The sequence below is a fragment of the endosymbiont of unidentified scaly snail isolate Monju genome (assembly GCF_000801295.1).
Lineage (GTDB): Bacteria > Pseudomonadota > Gammaproteobacteria > Chromatiales > Chromatiaceae > MONJU.
Window position 1 is genome coordinate 1,697,459 of sequence record NZ_AP012978.1, and the last position, 19,788, is coordinate 1,717,246.

Consider the following 19,788-nt stretch of genomic DNA (forward strand, 5'->3'; position numbering starts at 1 on the left):
GAAGTTGTGTGTTCAATCTCTCCTGCCACACCGAGCCTAGCCTTGATCTTCATCAAGCGGCGTTCCGCACATTTGCGCCAGATCAAGAAAACGCCGATTTATGTCGTTTTTGCTTCTCCGGCATCGCTCTCCGCGATGCCTTTCACCCACGACACGCTAGAATGCCGACTGCCGCAACGACGACGAGAACGCAGTACATGAAAGCGCTTCTGAAACGGGGGCCGCTGTTCGCGGCGCTCTCTGACGACCAGCTCGACCGCATCACCCAGCATGCGCGGCAGATCCGCCTGGAATCGGGTGAAGCCCTGTTCGAACAGGGTGAACCGGCAGAACGCTTCTACCTGGTGACCTCGGGGCAGATCAAACTGTTCCGCTTGTCACCCAACGGCAACGAGAAGGTGGTGGAGATCGTCACCCCGGGCTGCACCTTTGCCGAAGCCCTGATGTTTCTGCAACACCCGACCTACCCGGTCAGCGCCCAGGCACTGACGTCCGCCGAGGTCATCAGCGTGGACGCCCGCGACTTCACCGTCATGCTGCACGAATCCACCGAGACCTGCTTCCTGCTGCTGGGCGATCTCAGCCAGCGCATCCGGGGACTGCTGCTGCGCGAGATCGACGAGCTCAGCCTGTACAGCGCCACCTGCCGGGTGGCTGGCTACCTGGCCGAGGCCGGCCCGCCGGACCGTGACGAGTTCGAACTGCCGGTAGCCAAACAGATCCTGGCCTCGCGTCTGTCGGTCAAGCCCGAGACCTTCTCGCGGCATCATCAAGAACCTGAGCGAGCGCGGCGTGGTGACGGTCAAGAACAGCCGGGTCACCATCCACGACCGCCAGCGCCTGCACGAAGTGGCCAATATCTGCGCGCAGCCGCAGGAAACGCTGCAAGCCAGTTTCCTCTATCCCTGCGATCCCTCGCACAAGCTGCCCGGCGGTTGAGATTCGGCCCGGGGACGGGCCTCCTACCGGTGGGAGCGGCCTCCTCGCCACGAACATTCGGCCCGGGACCAGGCCTCCTACAAACCTGTGGGAGCGGCGTCCCCGCCGCGAACATTCGGCCCAGGGATGGGCCTCCTGCTGTGGCAACGGCGTCCTTGCCGCGAATTGCCACCATTCAATGACTGGTTCCCGCCGAACGGGTGATCTTGTTGTGCACGTTGTACTTGCCCGAGGGCTTGACCATGGGCAGGCGCTTGACCTCCTCGAAGGTGGCCGCGTCGTAGACGATCACCGCGCCGTCACGGTCCCAGATGCTGAGCAGGGCATGCCGGCCATCCTTGTCGAATTCGACATGGGCGGCCGTCTTGCCGGGCACCGGCCGGAGGGTCCTGACGATCTCCAGGGTACGCTTGTCGATGATGTGTACTTCGTCGCGATGCGGACCGAAGAATACGTCCACCCAGGCATAAGGGGTGTTCTCGTGGCTGCGCATGAAGAACCCCGGTCCGTCGGTGCGAATGCGCTTGATGACCTGCCAGTCGCGCATGTCGATCACCGTCACCTCGCCCTTGCGCAGATTGGGCGTGGCCAGCACCGGTCGCCCCTGGTATTTCCAGGTGATGCCCGAGCCCAGGTGCGGCATGCCATCGAGCGCAAGATCGGCAATCTTGCGCCCCAGGTCGAGCTGGATCACCTGGCCCTTGCCACCATCACGCGAGGCGCCGATGAGCAGGCGATAGGCCGGATCGAAGAAGAAGTCGTCCAGGTAGTCACGCAGGCGGATGCGCCGCACCGGGAAACGCCCGTCGGCGCGCGCCACGCCCTCGTCCATGCGGTAGTCATGCATGGGGCCGTTGTACACCGGCAGGGGGTCGTCGACATAGCTGATCTCCCAGACCTCGGGAATGTCCTTGAGCGCGGCGATGAAGCTGTGGCGCGGCGGCGCATCGTAGACTGCACTGACCCGCGAGGTCGTCCCATCGTCGCCGGCCACCGGGATCACGCGGATCGGTGACAGATCGCGGGCATCCAGCAGTATCAGGCTGTGCGGCAGGTAGTTGGCAACCATCACGTAACGCCCGTCGGCGGAGACCGCCAGGTTGCGAGTGTTGATGCCGGCACGCACCTCGGCGGTGACCTGCAGGCTCCACATGTCGAAGCGGCTGATCCAGCCATCGCGCGAGGAGAAATACACGAAGCGGCCGTCCGGCGAATACTTGGGCCCACCGTGTACCGCGTAGTGCGTCTTCAGGCGGTGGATGGGCTGGAAACGATCGCCATCGAGGATGGTGGCATGGTGATCGCCCAGCTCCACCACCACGAACAGATTCATGGGATCGGCATCATGTACCGGGTGCGCCGGCAGAGCCGCCTCGTCCACCAGTACCTTGTGGCTGCCGCGGATCTGCGCCATCCCCCACTCCGGCACCCTGGGCAGGGGGGTATAGATGTAGTCGACCAGGGCCTTCACCTGGACATCGTCCAACTTGTCGGCAAAGGCCGGCATCTGGGTGGCCGGGCGCCCGTGCCTGATCACCTCGGCCGCCCTGTCGCGCTTCAGCCGATGCAGGTTCTCCGGCAGCAGGGCCGGCCCCATGGCCCCCAGCCGCCCCGGGCCATGACATTCCGCGCAATACGTCCGGTACAGGGTTTCAACAGCGGTTGCGCGGGCGGCGCCGACACCGGCCAGCAGCAAGGAAAGCAGCAACAGGAACCGGTGTTTCACTGTGCGCCGACCTCCAGACGGAAGGTGGCATGGCAGCCGACGCAGTTGTTCATCAACTGCGCCAGGCGTTCGGGAACCTCCGCGGTATCGCCCAGCGCCTCCACGTCCATGGCCAGGCGGTCGAAACCGTCATGGGTGGCAAAGCCCAGCTGCTTGAAGCCCAGGGGCAGCTTGCCCAGCAGGCTGCCGGGCACCGGCGCGGCCGCGGCACGCCCAACCGCACGCGCGGCCTCGGCGACGGCGGTGACATCACCCCGCACACTGGCATCCAGGACCTTCTGCACCGCCTCGAGAAAGGCGCGCATCTCGGCCAGCACCAGGTCGCGCTCGCCTGCCTCGAGGACGATGGCGGTACGCCCGTCGCTGGCCGGTACCGTCTCGCCGCTGAGGATGAATTTCCAGGCCAGGCCGGCGGCAGCAATGGCCAGCACGATGCTCAGGAACCAGCAGAATCGACACATGAAACAGGTACTCCCTTGAAAGACTCGCCGGTGCGTGTCCACGGAGTGACCGGGATGCGCTCGGGCAGACCAGTGACGCCGATCTCGGCATCGGCAAGATAACAGCCAGGGTCCTCGGCCCAGGGATTGCCGGTGAGCTGCCAGGCCCGGGTACGGCTGTTGCCCCCGCAGATGGCGCGCTCGGCACAGGCCGCACAGCGACCGAGCAGTGGCCGCCGGTCCTGCTTGAGTCCGGCCATCAACGGGTCGCGCGTATCTTCCCATATCCTGGAGAACGGGCGCTCGCGCACCGATCCCAGATCGTAGTCCCACCACATGGTATCGGGATGCACATGGCCGAGATTGTCGATGTTGGCGATGTTCACCCCCGAGGCGTTGCCACCCCAGCGCTCGAGCAAGGGCCGCAGGTGCTGCTCGCTGCCGGGAATGCGTTGGCGGGCCCAGTGCAGCAGGTAGACGCCGTCGGCGTCGTTGTTGCCGGTGACGAACTCGCGCGGACGCCCCGAAACGATGTGATTCCAGCAGGTGTCGAAGATCAGGTCCATGGCGGCGCGGGTCATGCGGTGATGGGCATCGTCCATGCGGTTCTTGTTGCCGCGCCCGGCATAGTTGAGGTGAGACAGGTAGAACTTGTCGATGCCCTCGGCATCCATCAGGCGCAGCAGGTCGGGCAGGTCACGCGCATTGTCGCGCGTGAGCGTGAAGCGCATGCCGACCTTGATGCCGGCATCCCGACACAGGCGGATGCCGCGCAGCGCCGCATCGAAGGCCCCTTCGAGCCGGCGGAAGCGATCATGGGTCGCGCGCATGCCGTCCAGGCTGATGCCGACATAGTCGTACCCCACCGCAGCGATGGCCTCGATGTTGTGCTCGTCGATCAGGGTGCCGTTCGAGGAGAGGCCGACGTAGAACCCCATGGCCTTGGCACGTTGCGAGATCTCGAAGATGTCCGGACGCATCAGGGGTTCGCCGCCGGAGAGAATGAGCACCGGCACCCCGTAGGCACGCAGGTCGTCCATCACTGTGAACACCTCCTCGGTGGACAGCTCGCCGGGAAAGTCCTTGTCAGCCGAGGTGGCATAGCAGTGGCGACAGGTGAGATTGCAGCGGCGCACCAGGTTCCAGATCACCACCGGACCGGCCGGCCTGTTCGCCGACGTGTGACGCGGGCGCACATCGGGATCGCTCAAGGCCTGCAGGTAACGGGTCACACGAAACATGAGGTGTCCTCCCTTCAGGCGACCAGGCGCATGCCGGTCTTCTTGAGTATGGCGGTGCTGAACAGCACCTCGTGGCCACGCACCGGCTCACCGAGCTCGCAGCGCAGGCGCTCCATCTTGTTGAGCACTTCGTGGCGGTCGTGCCCGTGCACCATGGCGAACAGGTTGTAGGACCAGATCCCCGAGTGCCGCGGGCGTTCGTAACAATGGCTCACCGCCTCCATGCCGCCAAGCTGCTGTCCCAGCTCTTCCGTCCACTGCTCGGGCACGCCCCAGACCGTCATGCCGTTGGCGCGCAGTCCCAGGCGATAGTGATTGGGCACCGCTCCGATACGCCGGATCACCCCGCCATCGAGCAGGCGCTGCAGCCGCACGATCACCTGCTCTTCATCGATGCCTATGGCCTCGCCAACCGCCCTGTAGGGCCGCGCCACGCGCGGCAACCCCGCCTGGGTGGCGGAGATCAGGAGGCGATCGAGTGTATCCAGGCGCACGGAAAGCGTGGACTTGCATGCCACCTCGCCGGGCACCGGCACCGTGCTCACAAAACCGTCTTCGCGCAGCTCCAGCCACAGTCCCAGATAGAAGGCCCTTCGGCGCGGAAAGTCATACACCGGGAAACCGGTTTCGTGCTGGATGCGTCGCAGTGTGCGGGCGACGCCATCGGGCCGGGAGCTGGCAACCACGAACCACATGTTCAGCCGATGATCGCGGCGGTAGTTGTGGGCCACCTCGGGCAAGGCGTTGACCCGTTCGGCCACCGCATCGAACAGGGAGTCGGGTACGCTCAGGGTCGCCAGGGTGAGACCACCACCCATGGCCTCGGCGTCATACAGCGGCCCGAAACGCGACAGCAGGCCCTCCTCGAGCAGACGTTCCACGAGTTGGATCAGGGCGACCTCCGACAGGCCGATGTCTGCCGCGACGATCGAGAAAGGTCGTTCGGCCAGAGGGAAGCCGCCCTGAAAACGGTTGATGAAGGCACGGGCACGGTCATCGATCGTGATCACGAGACCGCCCTCCCCGCCTCCACCAAATCTGCCGGCGCTTCTGGCAGATCGACAAAACGATAGCGTGCGCCGCGCTGCTTGAAGCTGCGACGACTGAACAGCACGGCATGTGGCACCTCCTCGAGGCCGCAGGCAACGATCAGCTCGCCCACCCGCGCTTGTACCTCGGCACGATCACGCCCGTGAATCATGGTGAACAGGTTGTAGGGCCAGACCGGCAGGCGGCGCGGCCGCCGGTAGCACAGGGTGACGAAGTCGAATCGGCCGAAGCAATGTCCCACTTCGGCGACCCGCTCGTCCGGCAGATCCCAGACCACCATGGCATTGGCGCGATAGCCCAGGCGCCGGTGGCGCACCACCACGCCCAGACGCTTGATGGTGCCGTCGCGCTGCGGGGAGCGCACCCGGCGCATCACCTCGTCCTCGCTCATCCCCAGGCGTGCCCCGATCACCGCCCAGGGACGGGGCACCAGGGGCAGGCCCTCCTGGATGACGGCAATCAATGCCGTTTGCCGAGGGTCTTCGATCAAGCCGTGTTCTGTACTCATGTCCATTGCAGACGAAACCCCAGGTCGATGAAATAGCCCTCGAGCATCGGCAACTCCAGCACCTCCAGTCCGGTATGACGCTGGATGCGCGCGAGAACCGAGCACAGGTGCGCCTGGTCGTCGGCGGTGACCACGAACCACAGGTTGAAGTCATGCTCGCGCTCGTAGTTGTGATTGACCTCCGGCAGGCTGCTGATCCAGGCGGCGATCGCCTCGAGCCGTTGTTCCGGCACGGCCATCGCCACCAGGGTGCTCACGCCGATGCGATTGGGACGGAACACCGGCCCCACGCGACTGATCAGTCCGGCTGCCTGCAGACGGCGCAGACGCGTGAGCACCTCCTCCTCATCGATGCCCAGCTGCTCGGCCATCACCGCCCAGAGGCGCTCCACCACCGGCAGGTCCTGCTGGAAGTCGTCGAGCAGGCGGCGGTCGATGGCGTCGAGCGTATCCTGGGCCGTGGCCGTCATGGCTAGAGTCCGATCCGATGGGCGCGCGCCGCCATGAAGATACCGCTGGGCTTGCGTGCCGGCAGCTCGCGCAGCAGCCGGTGGCTAGCCGTGTCGTAGATCTGCACCCGGTCGCGGTCGCGCACCGAGATCCACACCTCCTCACCACATGGCTCGAACTCCATGTGCAGCACGCCCTTGCCCGGCTCCAGGGTGTCGCTGACCTTCAGGGTCTCGACATCGATGATCTGCACCTTCTCGTTGTTCGGAAAGGCAAAGTTGACCCACACCTCGCGTCCGTCGGGACGGGCCTCGACGAACACCGGCTGGCCATATACCGGGATGCGCGCCAGCTCGCGCCAGTCGCGCAGGTCGATCACCAGCACCGCGTGCAGCCCCACCGCGGGCACGAAGGCGCGGTCACCGGCGACCGCCCAACCCTCCAGGTGCGGCATCTTGTAGACCGGCAGCTTCTTCTCGCCACGACCATAGTGGTCGAGGATGCGGCGCCCCCCGCGCTCGGGATGCCAGAGGTCGAGCAGGGCCATGCCGTCCTCGCCGAACAGGCCGGCGATGTAGTAACGCCCGTCGGGGGTGATCAGGCCGTCGTAGGGATTGCGCCCGATGTCCTTGAAACGGGTGATGCGGGGATGCCGAGGGTCCTGCATGTCGGCGATCCATATCTCGCCCGCATCCCACAGGCTGAACACGAAGCGGTTGCCGGGGGCATCCACCAGGCCGATCACCTTGGAGCGCAACCCGTCTCCCCAGGTGGCGGGGATGTCGGCCAGCAGTTCCAGGCTGTCGGCATCGAACACCTTGACCCCACCCGGGGTGTAGTTGGACACCGCGATCAGGCGGCCGTCCTGGGAGATGGCGCCGCCGATGCTGTTGCCGGACTGGATCACCCGCTTCTCCACCCGGGCGCAGAGCAGGTCAACCTTGCTCAGCCCGCCGTCGCGCCCGAACACGTAGGCGTAACGCCCGTCACGGGAGTACACCACCGAGGCATGCGACAGGTCGCCCAGCCCCTCGACCCGGGCGACGGCGGTGTTGTGCGTGGTCTCGACGATCTGCACCGCGCCGTCGGCGCGCTCGATGACGATCGCCAGGTCGCCGGTCCCGCGCAGGGCGCAGTCGTCGGCAAACAGGGGGCCGCTGAACAGGACCAGCAGGAGCCACCACCGCTTCATGGCCGTGCCCCCGTATCCGGAGCACCGCGCAGCAGGCGGTCGACCAGCCAGGCAATGTCCGCATCGGAGAGGATGGGCCCCCAGGGCGGCATGGCGGTACCGGGGCGGCCGTTGCGAATGGTGTCGATCAGGCCACTGGCGCGGCTTGCCGGCCAGCGCCTGCGGCCGCAGAGCCGGCCCCAGTCCGCCCTTGAGCGTCAGCCCGTGACAGGAGCCGCAATCCTGCAACAACATGGATTCGAGCACCGCCTGGCGCTGCGCACTCGGCGTCGCCGACTGGGCGAGTGCCGCCGAGACGACAAGACTAGATGCCACGATGCCGATCCTGAGCCACATGGGTGATTGCCTCGTTGAGAAACCCGCCTGCCGCCATGGCATCGGGAGAAAACCAGTCGAGCTGCTTTGCCAGGGCCACCGTCTCGCCGATGACCACCAGCAGGGGCGCGCCGAGGCCGGCTTCTTCCACCCGCTCGACGATGTCCCCGAGAGTCCCGACGACCCGGCGCTGCGCCGGCGTGGTACCGTGCTGGACGGCCAATGCCGGGGTGTTCGTGGGCATGCCGGCGCCCAGCAGTTCGCGGCGAATGCGTCCCAGAGAGGATAGCCCCATGTAGATCACCAGGGTGCTGCGCGTATCGGCCAGGCCATGCCAGTCCAGGTCGATCGGCTCGTCGTCGCGAAAATGCCCGGTCACCAGCTGCACGCCACGGCTCAGGCCACGATGGGTCAGCGGCACCCCGGCATAGGCACTGCACGCCGCCGCGGCGGTGACACCGGGCACCACATCGAAGGGAATGCCATGCCGGCGCAGATACAGGGCCTCCTCGCTGCCGCGCCCGAAGATGAAGGGATCACCGCCCTTGAGCCGTACCACCTCGCGCCCGCCACGCGCCAGGCGAACCAGCAGCGCGTTGATCTCGTCCTGGGACAGGGCGTGGTGGCCGCTGCGCTTGCCGACATGGATGCGCGACACCCCTGGGGGGATCTCGTCGAGAATGGCGGGGGATACCAGACGGTCGTAGACCACCACGTCGGCTGCCTGGAGGAGACGATGCGCTTGCCTTTCATGCTCTCGTCACCTCCCGTGCTGGAAACAGGGGGCGCGGGGTCTCCCCCGCGCCATGGTCTCAGTAGATGTCGTGCATGGTGTTGTAGACATTGAACTTGCCGGTCGGCGTGATCAGGCGCTTGTCCTTGATCACCTTCTTCGGCTTGAGCGTCTTGTCATCCACGATCACCAGTGCCGACTGCTGGGTCTTGCCGTTCCACACCGAGAACCAGACCTCGTCGCCCGCCTTGTTGAACTCGGGTTGAACGACCCGCTTGGGCCCGTCACCCAACTTGGCCCATTCGGCGATGGGCAATACCTTGTAGCCGCGGTCGAGGTGGTCGATGTCGAACACCGCCACTGACTGGCTCACCCTGGGATCGGGATTGAGCGCGGTATCGACGTACAGGTGCTTCGACTTCGGGTGGGTCTTGATGAACAGCGAACCGCCGCCCTGGCCCTTGAGCTTGCGCACCATCTTCCAGGCATATTGCGGATGTCCCTTGGGATCGGTGCCGATCACCGCGACCGAGTCGTCACCCAGGTGGCTGGTCGCCCAAACCGGCCCATACTTGGGATCGACGAAGTTGGCGCCACGCCCGGGGTGCGGGATCTTGCCGACCTCGATCATCTTCACCAGCTTGTCGTCCTGGGAATCGATGACGACGATCTTGTTGGAGTTGTTGGCCGCGGTCAGGAAGTAACGCTGGGTAGCATCCCAGCCACCGTCATGCAGGAAACGCGCGGCGTCGATGGTGGTCACCTTGAGGTTGTCGATGTCCTCGTAGTTGACCATCAGCACCTTGCCGGTCTCCTTGACGTTGACGATGAACTCCGGATGCTTGTGCGAGGCCACGATGGCCGCCACGCGCGGCTCCGGATGGTATTCCTGGGTGTCCACCGTCATGCCACGCGTCGAAACGATCTTCAGCGGCTCGAGCGTCTCGCCATCCATGATCACGTACTGCGGCGGCCAGTAGGTGCCAGCGATCGCGTATTTGTCCTCCCACCCCTTGTACTTGGAGGTCTCGACCGAACGCGCCTCGAGGCCGACCTTGAGTTCGGCCACCGTCTGCGGTTTCTTCATCCATAGATCGATCATGTTGATCTTGGCATCCCGTCCGATCACGAACAGGTAACGGCCAGAGGCCGACAGGCGCGAGATGTGCACTGCGTAACCGGTCTGGATGGTGGTAACGATCTTCTTGGTATCGCCGTCGATCAGCGCGATCTTGCCAGCGTCACGCAAGGTCACCGAGAACAGATTGCTCAGGTTGAGGTTGTTCATCTGTTTCTTGGGACGTTTCTCCGGCGGTACCAGCACCTTCTAGGTCGCCTTCATCTCCTTCATGCCGAACTCGGGCGGCACCGGCGGCTCGTGTTGCAGGTAGCGCGCCATCATGTCCACCTGGGCGGGACTCAACTGCCCGGACGTCCCCCAGTTGGGCATGCCGGCCGGCGAGCCATAGGTGATGAAGGTCTTGAGATACTCGGTGCCCCGCTTGCGCGTGATGTCGGGTGTCAGCGGCTTGCCCGTGGCCCCCTTGCGCAACACGCCGTGACAACCGGCGCAACGCTCGAAGAAGATGCGCTTGGCCTCGGCGAACTCGGCCTTGGTCATGGGCGGCCCGTCGCCCCCGATGAGGTCCTTGGTGCCCTCCGAACTCATCGCGCTCGGTGCGCCCTCGTAGCTCATCTCCGTCTTGCTGCAGCCGGGGTGCGCATGTTGCGTGGCCAGCGCCACGTTCATCGCCAGCGCCAGCGATGACAGGAAGAATGCACTTCCAATTATGGTTCCTGGTTTCATGCTCGATTCTCCTGCCCCCGCAGGGGCGAATGGACGTGATACGTCGCGTCATGGTCAAGTATCGAGCAGCCCCCGAAACCCGCCTTGACAATGGTCAAGGACATGAGAGGCCGATACCGAAATCGGCGGCACTTTGATGTGGGTCAAAGACGCGGCCCCGAGCCGGGGCCGTCACTGGAAGGGCTACAGGCGCAGGCGGCGCAGGCGCAGGGCGTTGCTCACCACCGTGACCGAGCTCATGCTCATTGCCGCTGCGGCGATCACCGGACTGAGCAGGATGCCGAAGAAGGGATAGAGCACCCCGGCAGCCACCGGGATACCCAGGGAGTTGTAGACGAAGGCGCCGAACAGGTTCTGCCAGATATTGCGCAAGGTGGCGCGAGAGAGTGCCACCGCGTCGGCCACGCTGCTCGGCGAACTGCGCAGCAGAGCAATATCCGCGGCCTCGACGGCGACATCCGTCCCCTGGCCGATGGCAATTCCCACGTCGGCCTGGGCCAGCGCCGGCGCATCGTTGATGCCGTCGCCCACCATGGCCACCACCTTGCCCTGCTGCTGCAGGCGCGCGACCTCGTCACGCTTGTCGCCGGGCAGCACCTCGGCGAGTACCCGGTCGATGCCGATGCGCGCGGCGACCGCCTCGGCAGTGTGCCGGTTGTCACCGGTGAGCATCACCACCTCGATGTCCAGTTCGTGCAGACGCCGCACTGCCTCGGCGGCCTCGTCGCGTACCCGGTCGGCCACACTGATGATGCCCAGCAGGCGCCCTTCGCAGGCCACGAACATAGGCGTCTCGCCCTCGCCCGCGCGCCGTTCCACCTCGTCCAGCAGGGCGTCGACAGCGATGCCGTTCTCGTCCATCAGGCGCCGGTTGCCGATCAGACAGGCACGACCTGCCACCCGTCCGCGCACGCCCGCGCCCGAGATCGCCTCGAATTCCTCGACCGCAGCCGGTTCCAGATCCTGCGCCTGGCCATGTTCGACGATCGCCTGACCCAGCGGATGTTCCGAGCCCGTCTCCAGGGCAACGGCAATCCCCAGCAGCTCGTCCTGGTCCACGCCGGCCACTGCCTGTACGCCAACCACCTGCGGCCGCCCCTCGGTGAGGGTGCCGGTCTTGTCGAACACCACGGTGTCGAGCTGCCCGGCACGTTGCAGGGCCTCGCCATTGCGGATCAGGATGCCGTGTTCTGCCGCCTTGCCCACGCCAACCATGATGGAGATCGGTGTCGCCAGGCCCAGGGCACAGGGACAGGCGATCACCAGCACCGTCATGCCGGTGACCACCGCGTAGGCGAGTTGCGGTTCGGGACCGAAGCGATACCAGACGAAGAAAGTGATCACCGCCACGCTCACCACCACCGGCACGAATACCGCCGCCACCTTGTCCACCAGGCGGCCGATGGGCGGCTTGCTGGCCTGTGCCTGGCGGACCAGTTCGATGATGTGCGCCAGCGCGGTATCGCGGCCGATGCGCGTGGCGCGCATCAGGAAACTGCCCTGGGTGTTCAGCGTACCGCCATAGACGGTATCGCCCACCTGCTTGGCCACCGGCATGGGCTCGCCGGTGAGCATGGATTCATCGACATGCGAACTGCCCTGGATGACCTCGCCATCGACCGGGATGCGGTCGCCCGGGCGGATACGGATGGTCTCGTCCAGACCGATCTCCTCGACCGGCAGATCCAGCTCCTTGCCGTTGCGGATCACCCGCGCGGTGCGCGGTTGCAGGCCGATCAGGCGCTTGATCGCCAGCGAGGTCTTGCCGCGCGCCTTGCTCTCCAGCGCCGAACCAAGCGACACCAGACCGATGATGATCAACGCGGCATCGAAATAGGCATGCCGCGCCCGGCCTTCAGACTGGCGAACGCTCCGCGGAAGAAATGGCCACCCACGGTGGACAGCACCGCGAAGGTGATCACGCTGATCACCAGCCAGACCCCCTGCCCCTGATCCACGGGCGGCAGCCAGCCGGCGAAACCGGCGACGAACAGCCCGAGGCCGATGCCGCCGGCCACCAGAGCGCGCCACCAGAGACGGCGGTACTCGGCCAGCTCGCGTTCTTCCTTCTCGCTCTCGTCGTCCAGGCCGCGCAGTTCGGCGGCATCGTAGCCGGCCTTGCGCACCGCTTCGATCAGGGCATCGGCGGACACCCCTTCGCCCTCGACCAGCGCGGTGCGCTCACCCAGGTTGACCACCGCCGAGCTCACCCCCGGCACCGCCTTGAGCGCGTCTTCAACTGCGGTGACACAGCCTGCACAGGCCATGCCGTTGATTGAGAGCCGGACCGGATCGCTCATCAGTCGGCGGCCTTTGCAGGATACCCGGCATCGGTGATGGCCTGCGCCACCTGGGCGGGATCGAAGTCACCGGAAACGGTGGCCCGGCCGCTATCCAGATCGACCTCGACGGTCGTCACCCCGGACAGGCCCTCGACCGCCTTCTTGACGGCCGACACGCAACCCATGCACTTCATCCCCTGGATCTCGAACGTCTTTTCCATTGTCTGCTCCTCGTTGCGTCAACAAGACTATTGTTGCGGTTGCAGGCGCTGCTTCGCCCGACTCAGGTCTTCCAGACTGGCCGCCGGGATCGGCGCCCGGAGTCCACCCTGCCCGCTGGCGCGCGGGCGGTTGCGCTCTTCCCAGATCGCATAGATCCGATCCGGCCACTTGGACTGGAACCAGGCGATCGCCGCCAGCATCTCCTCGTTACTGAGCTTGCCTGCGAAGCCCGGCATGGTACCACCCAGCTTCTGTCCCCCCATGCGGATCTGCCGCAGCAGCACCTTCAGCGAATGATGCCACGCATGGGCCGTGCCGTTCAGGGGCGGTGGCGGATACTTGCCGTCCGGCCCGGCCTTGCGCCAGTCCGGAGTACCCTCGGCCTGCTGGCCGTGACAGCTCGCACAATGCTGCTGAAACACCTGCTCACCCTGTCGCAACTGGGCCTCCGAGTACCAGCGTTGGGAACCGGCGGCAGTCGCCACACCAGCCAGTAGCAGCAGGGCGGAGAAAGCGCCCAGTCGAAATCGATGATTCATGTGCCTCTCCTTCAATGTGAAGCGAAGACCGTCGCCTTGCCATCGTTGGCGATGGCGAGTACCTGGTAGGGCTGCGGTGCCTGTCCCGGCACCTCCATGCCGGGCGATCCCATGGGCATGCCCGGTGCACTCAATCCGCGGATATCGGGACGTTCGGTCAACAGGCGCCGCACATCGGCCGCCGGCACGTGTCCCTCGATGAAATAACCACCCACGATGGCAGTGTGGCAGGACCTCGCCCGGTTTGGCACCCCGTGCTCTTCCTTGATCGCCGGCAGGTTACGGGTGTTGCGCGCCTCGACCGAATAACCGGCATCGCGCATGTAATCCACCCACTGGCGGCAACAGCCGCAGCTGGGGTCCTTGTAGACGACGATGTCGGCCGCAGCCGCCGATTGCGATCCGAGCAACCAGGCGGCGCTGCCGCCGACGATGGCCAGACCGGCGGCCAGCACGATACCGTTGCGCCAGCCCGTCTTCCTGTTCGATGACTTGGACATGAGGCATTCCTCTTCTGTTCGGCATGTGACGGCACCGGGGACCACCCCCGGTGCCGTCCCCTGGTCAGCGGACGAGCCGCTCGGTACGGGACATGCCGGCCTCGGCATGTCCCGGGATATTGCAGGAGAAGACGATTTCGTCCTGCCCGTCGAAAGTCCACACCAGCTCGCGAGTCTGGCCAGGCTCCACGGTGACGGTATTGCCATCGGCATGCACCATTCCGGGCATGCGACGCATCATCTCGCGATGGGCCGCCTGCTCCGCGGCGCTGCCAATGGAGAACTCGTGGCGGATGCTTCCCCGGTTGGTGACCACGAACTTCACCGTCTCACCAGGACGAGCGGTGAAGGGCGTCTTGAAGTCCAGACGCATGGCATCGAGCAGGTCCACCGCGATCACGCGATCCACTCGCGCCGGGTCACCTGGGCGACCGACCGCACTGCGTCCGTGATCGTCGTCATGCCCACCTTCCGCGTGTGCGTGCATGGCGGCATGTCCATGCCCTTCGGCATGGCCACTCTCGTGCCCATGCCCGCCCTCGTGAGACCCTCCGGCCAGAACACCGCCACCCAGGAGCATCCCGGCCAGCACCAACAATAGCTTGTTGTTCATCTCTCTCCTCCTGTATCAGAACCAGGCACGAATACCAATCACGAACTGCACATCGTCCGCCTTCTCGCCGGCTGCTCGTGCCAGGCCCGCAGTCTCACCGAACTTGCGGTTCCAGTTGACGCCGACGTAAGGCGCGAACTCACGTACGAATTCGTAGCGCAGGCGCAGACCGGCTTGCATGTCCGCCAATCCGGCGCCGATATCCCGCTTCTTGTCGTCGCGGGCATAGAGGTTGAACGTCACCTCGGGCGAGAGAATGAGCTGCTGGGTGAACAGCAGTTCGTACTCGAACTGGCCACGCAAGACGAACTGACCTTCGTCGCTGACAAAGGCAGCCACATCGGTTTCGAACCAGTAGGGCGCCAGTCCCTTGAGACCGAGAGCCAACCAGGTCTGGTCCGGTTTGGGTCGGAAATCCTGGCGCAGCCCCACCTGCAGGTCCCAGAAGGGCGCTACCGCCCGGCTGTAGAGTGCCTGCACCTCCAGTTCCTCGGTCTTGCCATTGACGCGTGCCGCATCGATCTTGAACCAGGCCTTGTGCAGATCCTTTCCGATCCAGGCCTCGCCCTCGAGCACCAGCGGATCGGGGCCATCGGTATAACGGTGCTCGAGCTGATTGATCATCACCTTGGCGAGCGTCGGATCGTCCTCCATGGCCGCCTGGGCCACCGGGTTCAGGGTCGCCATCGCCAGCAGGGACAGCAGGGACAGCAGGGTCTTCTTGAACTTCTTCATGGTGCTCTCTCCTCAGCTCACGATGACTTTGCGGAACATGCCGGCCATGTGGTACAGCAAGTGGCAGTGATAGGCCCAGCCACCCATGGCATCTGCCGTGACCAGGTAGCTGATGCGGGCGCCGGGTTGCACGATCACCGTGTGCTTGCGCGGGATGTGGTCAGGATCGCCGGTCTCCAGGTCGCTCCACATGCCATGCAGGTGGATGGGGTGGTTCATCATGGTGTCATTGATGAGATTGATGCGCAGACGCTCGCCGTACTTCATGTGGATGGGCTCGGCATCCGCGTACTTGACCCCGTTGATCGACCACATGTAACGCGCCATGTTGCCGGTGAGATGCAGATCGATTTCGCGTTCGGGCTCGCGCGGATCCGGTGTCTTGCCCAGGTTGCGCAGATCGGCATAGGTCAGCACCCGTCGGCCGTTGTCGCGCAATCCGATACCGGGATCGTCGAGGCGGTAACGGGCAGCGTCGGCGCGCATGTCGATATGCGGTCCGTACTCGGTCGGCGCATGCACCACGGGACGCTTGCTGCCATAACCCGCGGGCCCCGACCCCATGGGAAGCCGCTGCTTCATGCCACCGTGCTGCATGCCGGACATGTCGTGGCCCATCTTCATGCCACCGTGGTTCATGCCATGCATGCCGTGGCCCATCATGCCCATGTCCATGCCCATGTCCATGCCCATGTCCATGCCCATGTCCATGTGCCCCAGGATGGGCGCCGGGTCCATCTCCGGCACCTCTGCAGTCAGAGCCGGATCAGGGGTCAGGGTGCCGCGTGCATAGCCACTGCGATCGATGGCCTGGGCAAAGATGGTGTAGGCGCGATCGTCGCTCGGTTCCACGATGACGTCATAGGTCTCGGCCACTCCCATGCGGAACTCATCCACCGTGACCGGCTCGATATACTGGCCGTCGGCCGCCACCACGGTCATCTTCAGCCCGGGGATGCGTACATCGAAGAAGGTCATGGCCGAGCCGTTGACGAAGCACAGGCGCACCCGCTCACCACGCTTGAACAGGCCCAGCCAGCCGTCGGCAGGCGCCACGCCATTCATCAGGAAGGTGTAGGTGTAGCCGGTAACGTCCGAGATGTCGCGATCGGACATGCGCATCTCGTTCCACATCTGGCGGGCATTGAGAAAACCTTCCCAGCCCATCTTGTCGATGTCGGCAAGGGCGTCACTCAGGGTACGCTCGCGGCGATTGTAGTAGTCGGACAGCTTCTTGAGCTTGGCATAGATGCGGCTCGGATCCTCGTCGTTCCAGTCCGAGAGCATGACCACATAATCGCGATCGTAGGTGAAGGGCTCGGGCTCTTTCGGATCGATGACGATCACGCCATAGGCACCGGTCTGCTCCTGGAACCCGGAATGGCTGTGATACCAGTAGGTACCGCTCTGCTGCACCTGGAAACGGTAGGTGAAGCTTTCTCCCGGGCGGATACCCTTGAAACCGTTGGAGACATGCGGCACCCCATCCTGGTCGCTGGGCAGGATGATGCCGTGCCAGTGGATGGAGGCGTCCTCGGCCAGGTTATTGGTCACCTTGAGGGTGACGGTATCGCCTTCCTTCCAGCGCAGGATGGGCGCCGGCACCGAGCCGTTGATGGCGGTGGCAAAGCGCTCCTTGCCGGTGAAGTTCACCTTCAACGGGCTGTAGGTGAGATCGAAACGGGTACCGCTCAGGACCTTGGGCCCCAACCGTGCCTGCAGCTGTTCGGCACGGGTCGGCGCTGCGTGCAGCCCCAGGCCCAGCAGCGCGCTGCCAGCGGCCACGCCCTGCACGAAACGACGACGTGTAAACGAAAGATGATCGCCCACGAAGGGCATCAATGGATTCGACTGTTCAAGACTTCCTCGGTTATTGCACGTGTCCACGGCCTGTTCATGGATGTGGCCGGACACATGAAGTTCTCCCATCCCGATCGGGATGGCGTTACTACGATAGAGGAAATCAGGCCCGGGGGGGGCGATAAAGAACGGAAGGATGACAGGGGACCGCGGTTGGCAAATCAACCACGCTGGTATGTGCCGGTACAAGCACCGCCACCTCGATGGCACCGGGCAGGATGCCGGCCACGCAGGCGCCGCAGCTGATGCCGCTGCACACACCCTGCTCGCAGCACTGATCCGTGCATTGCTGGCAATCACCTACCATGCCGTCCACCTTGTCGGCCTGCACACCTGCGACATGGTCCACCGTCGAGGGCATACCACTCGCAACGCCACCGGCGGCAAGAGCCGCAGTCAACGGCATCAGCCCCACTACCAGGGCCAGCAGCAGACAAACGGACTGTCGAAGGAAACACGCCATGGCATCAGATTACCAGTTCGAGATCGCGCTGGCAAAGAAGACCGGACATGACGTAAAAAGTTCCCCGAAGGCGAAACTGCAGGACTGACCAGGGAAACGCTGAATCATTCTGGAACGATGAGATCGCCGACCGAAAGGCGTCAGTTCAAGGCGCCAATCGCATGGAATAGCCTGCTATTGCGAAGATCGGCAACGCAGAACCGGGCGATTTGGCGCCGCAAGATGCCGTCTCATGAGTTGATCAGAGGTTCCCTAGCTACCCTGCCCTGCTGGCGACACCGGCTTGAGATAACGCACGGCGGCATAGCCGACCTGGCCATCACGGGTACGTACGCGACACCAGCCGGGGCGCTTGGCATGATCGATGAACGAGACCTCTTCGGACCCGCGCAACACCTTGCGCACCTTGTAGTTGATACCCGGCCCCTCGCGCAGGTTGAGACTCTCTGCCACCACGCGGTACAGGCGATCAAGCCCCTGACCGATGTCGGAAGCCACGTGCGAAGCCGCATTGGCCATATTGGAAGCCAGCAGGAAGGGGTTGTTGGCCTCGAGCGGCATGGTCCGTACCAGGCGACGTGCCAGGTCCGCCGCCACGCCCTCGAGCTGATCGGGTTCGAGGTTGCTGACCGCCTTGAGCGCACCAACGGCCAGGTCGATCGGCGTCAAGGGCACCGAACCGGCTCGTCCCTGAGCAACATGCCGGCCAGTCCAGACCCGCTTGCCGCTACTGGCACGCACCAGTTCGAGATCGGCACCAATGCGGATACTGGAATACACGCCAAGAAAATCGACATTGAAGTCGGTGATGCGGCCGGTCAGCAGCCAGTCACAACCGACACGCTTCGCAACCGCCCTCAGTGCCCTGGCGCCACTTACCGGCTTGCCACCAGTCGCCCGGTCGATCAGACCGAGTTCGATATCCTTGGGGGCATGAGCACTCACGAAGCCATAGAGCATGCTGCGCACCAGACGCTGCTTGTCGGCCGCCTCGAAACGCAACCGGTAGGCACGGGGCGCAGCCTTCTTCTTCGCCTTGCCGTCCTGCCCCACCTTGGCGACAGTGGACTGGGGAAACTCCAGCGAGTGATCTACCTCGCCCGCCTTTCGGGCATCCACGCTCGGCAGATAATCAAACGAAATCGCATCGCTTGCTTCCGGAGCAACCTCGAGCGGCAGCACGGCGACACACTCCGGTGTCCGAAAGTTGGGCTCGAGATAGATGCGATAGCTCACCTGGTCGAACATGCCGGCCTTCTGGGCTTCATCTCCGTCCTTGACCAGCGAATATTGCGGCGTATTGACACAGCCGCCGAGCACGAAGGCTGTCGATAACACCAAACCGCTGACCATCCGCATTTTCATTGTGCCCACCATGTTGAGGAGACTTTTCGGGATCTGACGGCGAATCCTAGTGCAACAACATGCCGCCCATGAGTGAATACGTTCACGAAGACGGACATTTCCCGGCAATCTGTAGCAGGATGCCGCGAAAGCGTGAACCAGTCCGCGATGAAGGGAAGCGCCTTCCCTGACGCTGCGCAAGAAAAAACCCGGCCGTGTCGCCACTGCCGGGTCCTGTTGGCGTCCCGTAGGGGAGTCGAACCCCTGTAACCAGCGTGAAAGGCTGGGATCCTAGGCCTCTAGATGAACGGGACAGAAACCTTTTCCGAATTGTTTACAGAAACCTTTTCCGAATTGTTTACAGAAACCTTTTCCGAATTGTTTTTGGTGGAGCCAGGCGGGATCGAACCGCCGACCTCAACACTGCCAGTGTTGCGCTCTCCCAGCTGAGCTATGGCCCCGTCGAGCGAGGCGCGAATCTTAGTGCAGGAGCCTGCACTTGTCCAGCCCCCGAGAGCGGTTTTCCCGGCTCCTCCGCGAGGCGACCTGCGCCTTGAACGGGCGCGCATGATACCCAAGTTTTTTTCTATTTCAAGAGGGAATCGGAAGAAACCGCAAAGACGCCAAGGACACAGGAATTATCCAGAAGAAACCTCGGACACCGCGCGCGGGGTCGACCACAGAGGGCACAGGGTTTTATTGCCGGCCCTGGAGCACAGCCGAAGGTTCGCGGCGGAGACCCCGCTCCTGCCGGGCGGTGTCCATGCAAGCATTACCTTCGTGCCCTTTGCGCCCTTCGTGGCAAACCCTCTGCGGACGGCTTCGAAAC

Annotated in this window: 19 protein-coding genes, 2 tRNA genes and 2 pseudogenes; 1 reads left to right on the top strand and 22 read right to left on the bottom strand. The window is 64.3% G+C overall.

The features are described 5' to 3' along the window. The first annotated feature begins 197 nt into the window (after positions 1-197). Entirely contained in the window at positions 198-1,121 is a 924-nt protein-coding gene (locus tag EBS_RS08175) for a Crp/Fnr family transcriptional regulator (protein ID WP_070104727.1), read from the top strand. Here the strand turns inward: EBS_RS08175 and EBS_RS08180 are convergent. From EBS_RS08180 to EBS_RS08280, 22 genes and pseudogenes are all read right to left on the bottom strand, one after another. Continuing rightward, a complete protein-coding gene (locus EBS_RS08180; RefSeq protein WP_043108187.1) occupies positions 1,115-2,665 on the bottom strand; it encodes a cytochrome D1 domain-containing protein in 1,551 nt (516 codons plus the stop codon). The two genes, EBS_RS08175 and EBS_RS08180, sit on opposite strands and share 7 nt — an antisense overlap. Next, entirely contained in the window at positions 2,662-3,126 is a 465-nt protein-coding gene (locus tag EBS_RS08185; protein WP_043108188.1) for a hypothetical protein, read from the bottom strand. Before EBS_RS08185 ends, EBS_RS08180 begins: the two co-directional genes overlap by 4 nt. Beyond that, positions 3,102-4,346, bottom strand: coding sequence for a heme d1 biosynthesis radical SAM protein NirJ (gene nirJ / locus EBS_RS08190; RefSeq protein WP_043108189.1), 1,245 nt, complete (start codon positions 4,344-4,346; stop codon positions 3,102-3,104). The genes EBS_RS08185 and nirJ overlap by 25 nt, the downstream gene beginning before the upstream one ends. A 14-nt stretch (positions 4,347-4,360) precedes the next feature. Next, complete coding sequence (gene ahbB, locus EBS_RS08195) at positions 4,361-5,356, bottom strand: siroheme decarboxylase subunit beta (RefSeq protein ID WP_043108190.1); 996 nt, start codon at positions 5,354-5,356, stop codon at positions 4,361-4,363. Beyond that, on the bottom strand, positions 5,353-5,904 hold the full coding sequence (gene ahbB / locus EBS_RS08200; protein ID WP_052199631.1) for a siroheme decarboxylase subunit beta: 552 nt from the start codon (positions 5,902-5,904) through the stop codon (positions 5,353-5,355). The genes ahbB (EBS_RS08195) and ahbB (EBS_RS08200) overlap by 4 nt, the downstream gene beginning before the upstream one ends. Further along, on the bottom strand, positions 5,901-6,374 hold the full coding sequence (locus EBS_RS08205; RefSeq protein ID WP_043108191.1) for an AsnC family transcriptional regulator: 474 nt from the start codon (positions 6,372-6,374) through the stop codon (positions 5,901-5,903). The genes ahbB (EBS_RS08200) and EBS_RS08205 overlap by 4 nt, the downstream gene beginning before the upstream one ends. 2 nt (positions 6,375-6,376) lie before the next feature. Next, positions 6,377-7,546: a cytochrome D1 domain-containing protein gene (locus tag EBS_RS08210; protein ID WP_043108193.1), complete on the bottom strand. Its 1,170-nt coding sequence runs from the start codon at positions 7,544-7,546 to the stop codon at positions 6,377-6,379. After that, complete coding sequence (locus tag EBS_RS14980; protein ID WP_408065686.1) at positions 7,543-7,677, bottom strand: c-type cytochrome; 135 nt, start codon at positions 7,675-7,677, stop codon at positions 7,543-7,545. Before EBS_RS14980 ends, EBS_RS08210 begins: the two co-directional genes overlap by 4 nt. Positions 7,678-7,850: 173 nt before the next feature. Then, positions 7,851-8,594, bottom strand: a pseudogene (cobA, locus tag EBS_RS08220) (uroporphyrinogen-III C-methyltransferase); the annotation flags it as partial. A 79-nt stretch (positions 8,595-8,673) separates the two neighbouring features. Continuing rightward, a pseudogene (locus EBS_RS08225) lies at positions 8,674-10,401 on the bottom strand (cytochrome D1 domain-containing protein). Positions 10,402-10,584: 183 nt separating this feature from the next. Further along, positions 10,585-12,222, bottom strand: coding sequence for a copper-translocating P-type ATPase (locus tag EBS_RS08230; protein ID WP_171816218.1), 1,638 nt, complete (start codon positions 12,220-12,222; stop codon positions 10,585-10,587). Beyond that, complete coding sequence (locus EBS_RS14875) at positions 12,219-12,701, bottom strand: cation transporter (protein ID WP_331711221.1); 483 nt, start codon at positions 12,699-12,701, stop codon at positions 12,219-12,221. The genes EBS_RS08230 and EBS_RS14875 overlap by 4 nt, the downstream gene beginning before the upstream one ends. After that, positions 12,701-12,904 carry a heavy-metal-associated domain-containing protein gene (locus EBS_RS08235; RefSeq protein WP_043108194.1) on the bottom strand — a complete coding sequence of 68 codons (204 nt, stop codon included), beginning with the start codon at positions 12,902-12,904 and terminating at the stop codon, positions 12,701-12,703. The genes EBS_RS14875 and EBS_RS08235 overlap by 1 nt, the downstream gene beginning before the upstream one ends. Before the next feature lie 27 nt (positions 12,905-12,931). Continuing rightward, positions 12,932-13,444, bottom strand: a complete 513-nt coding sequence (locus EBS_RS08240) for a c-type cytochrome (RefSeq protein WP_070104728.1) — start codon at positions 13,442-13,444, stop codon at positions 12,932-12,934. Between the two features lie 11 nt (positions 13,445-13,455). Continuing rightward, positions 13,456-13,944, bottom strand: coding sequence for a DUF411 domain-containing protein (locus EBS_RS08245; protein WP_043108196.1), 489 nt, complete (start codon positions 13,942-13,944; stop codon positions 13,456-13,458). A gap of 64 nt (positions 13,945-14,008) precedes the next feature. Further along, positions 14,009-14,557, bottom strand: a complete 549-nt coding sequence (locus tag EBS_RS08250; protein ID WP_043108198.1) for a cupredoxin domain-containing protein — start codon at positions 14,555-14,557, stop codon at positions 14,009-14,011. Positions 14,558-14,572: 15 nt separating this feature from the next. Then, positions 14,573-15,292 (bottom strand): copper resistance protein B, encoded by a 720-nt coding sequence (locus EBS_RS08255; RefSeq protein ID WP_043108199.1) that lies wholly within the window; start codon positions 15,290-15,292, stop codon positions 14,573-14,575. A gap of 12 nt (positions 15,293-15,304) precedes the next feature. Continuing rightward, positions 15,305-17,131, bottom strand: a complete 1,827-nt coding sequence (locus EBS_RS08260) for a copper resistance system multicopper oxidase (RefSeq protein ID WP_043108200.1) — start codon at positions 17,129-17,131, stop codon at positions 15,305-15,307. A 124-nt stretch (positions 17,132-17,255) separates the two neighbouring features. Then, the gene (locus tag EBS_RS08265) at positions 17,256-17,615 is read right to left on the bottom strand and encodes a hypothetical protein (RefSeq protein WP_043108201.1); all 360 of its coding nucleotides are present in this window, start codon (positions 17,613-17,615) and stop codon (positions 17,256-17,258) included. Positions 17,616-17,867: 252 nt separating this feature from the next. Further along, positions 17,868-18,953, bottom strand: a complete 1,086-nt coding sequence (locus tag EBS_RS08270; RefSeq protein WP_231892876.1) for an SH3 domain-containing protein — start codon at positions 18,951-18,953, stop codon at positions 17,868-17,870. Positions 18,954-19,197: 244 nt separating this feature from the next. Beyond that, positions 19,198-19,273, bottom strand: a tRNA-Glu gene (locus EBS_RS08275). 71 nt (positions 19,274-19,344) lie between these two features. Next, positions 19,345-19,420, bottom strand: a tRNA-Ala gene (locus tag EBS_RS08280). Between the last annotated feature and the right edge of the window lie 368 nt (positions 19,421-19,788).

Coding starts and splice junctions, on each gene's coding strand:
- EBS_RS08205 (WP_043108191.1), bottom strand. CDS start 6,374: ATGACGGCCACGGCCCAGGATACGCTCGACGCCATCGACCGCCGCCTG.
- EBS_RS14875 (WP_331711221.1), bottom strand. CDS start 12,701: ATGAGCGATCCGGTCCGGCTCTCAATCAACGGCATGGCCTGTGCAGGC.
- nirJ (WP_043108189.1), bottom strand. CDS start 4,346: ATGTTTCGTGTGACCCGTTACCTGCAGGCCTTGAGCGATCCCGATGTG.
- EBS_RS08240 (WP_070104728.1), bottom strand. CDS start 13,444: ATGAATCATCGATTTCGACTGGGCGCTTTCTCCGCCCTGCTGCTACTG.
- EBS_RS08265 (WP_043108201.1), bottom strand. CDS start 17,615: ATGGCGTGTTTCCTTCGACAGTCCGTTTGTCTGCTGCTGGCCCTGGTA.
- EBS_RS08250 (WP_043108198.1), bottom strand. CDS start 14,557: ATGAACAACAAGCTATTGTTGGTGCTGGCCGGGATGCTCCTGGGTGGC.
- EBS_RS08175 (WP_070104727.1), top strand. CDS start 198: ATGAAAGCGCTTCTGAAACGGGGGCCGCTGTTCGCGGCGCTCTCTGAC.
- EBS_RS08210 (WP_043108193.1), bottom strand. CDS start 7,546: ATGAAGCGGTGGTGGCTCCTGCTGGTCCTGTTCAGCGGCCCCCTGTTT.
- EBS_RS08260 (WP_043108200.1), bottom strand. CDS start 17,131: ATGCCCTTCGTGGGCGATCATCTTTCGTTTACACGTCGTCGTTTCGTG.
- EBS_RS08235 (WP_043108194.1), bottom strand. CDS start 12,904: ATGGAAAAGACGTTCGAGATCCAGGGGATGAAGTGCATGGGTTGCGTG.
- EBS_RS08255 (WP_043108199.1), bottom strand. CDS start 15,292: ATGAAGAAGTTCAAGAAGACCCTGCTGTCCCTGCTGTCCCTGCTGGCG.
- EBS_RS08185 (WP_043108188.1), bottom strand. CDS start 3,126: ATGTGTCGATTCTGCTGGTTCCTGAGCATCGTGCTGGCCATTGCTGCC.
- EBS_RS08245 (WP_043108196.1), bottom strand. CDS start 13,944: ATGTCCAAGTCATCGAACAGGAAGACGGGCTGGCGCAACGGTATCGTG.
- ahbB (WP_052199631.1), bottom strand. CDS start 5,904: ATGAGTACAGAACACGGCTTGATCGAAGACCCTCGGCAAACGGCATTG.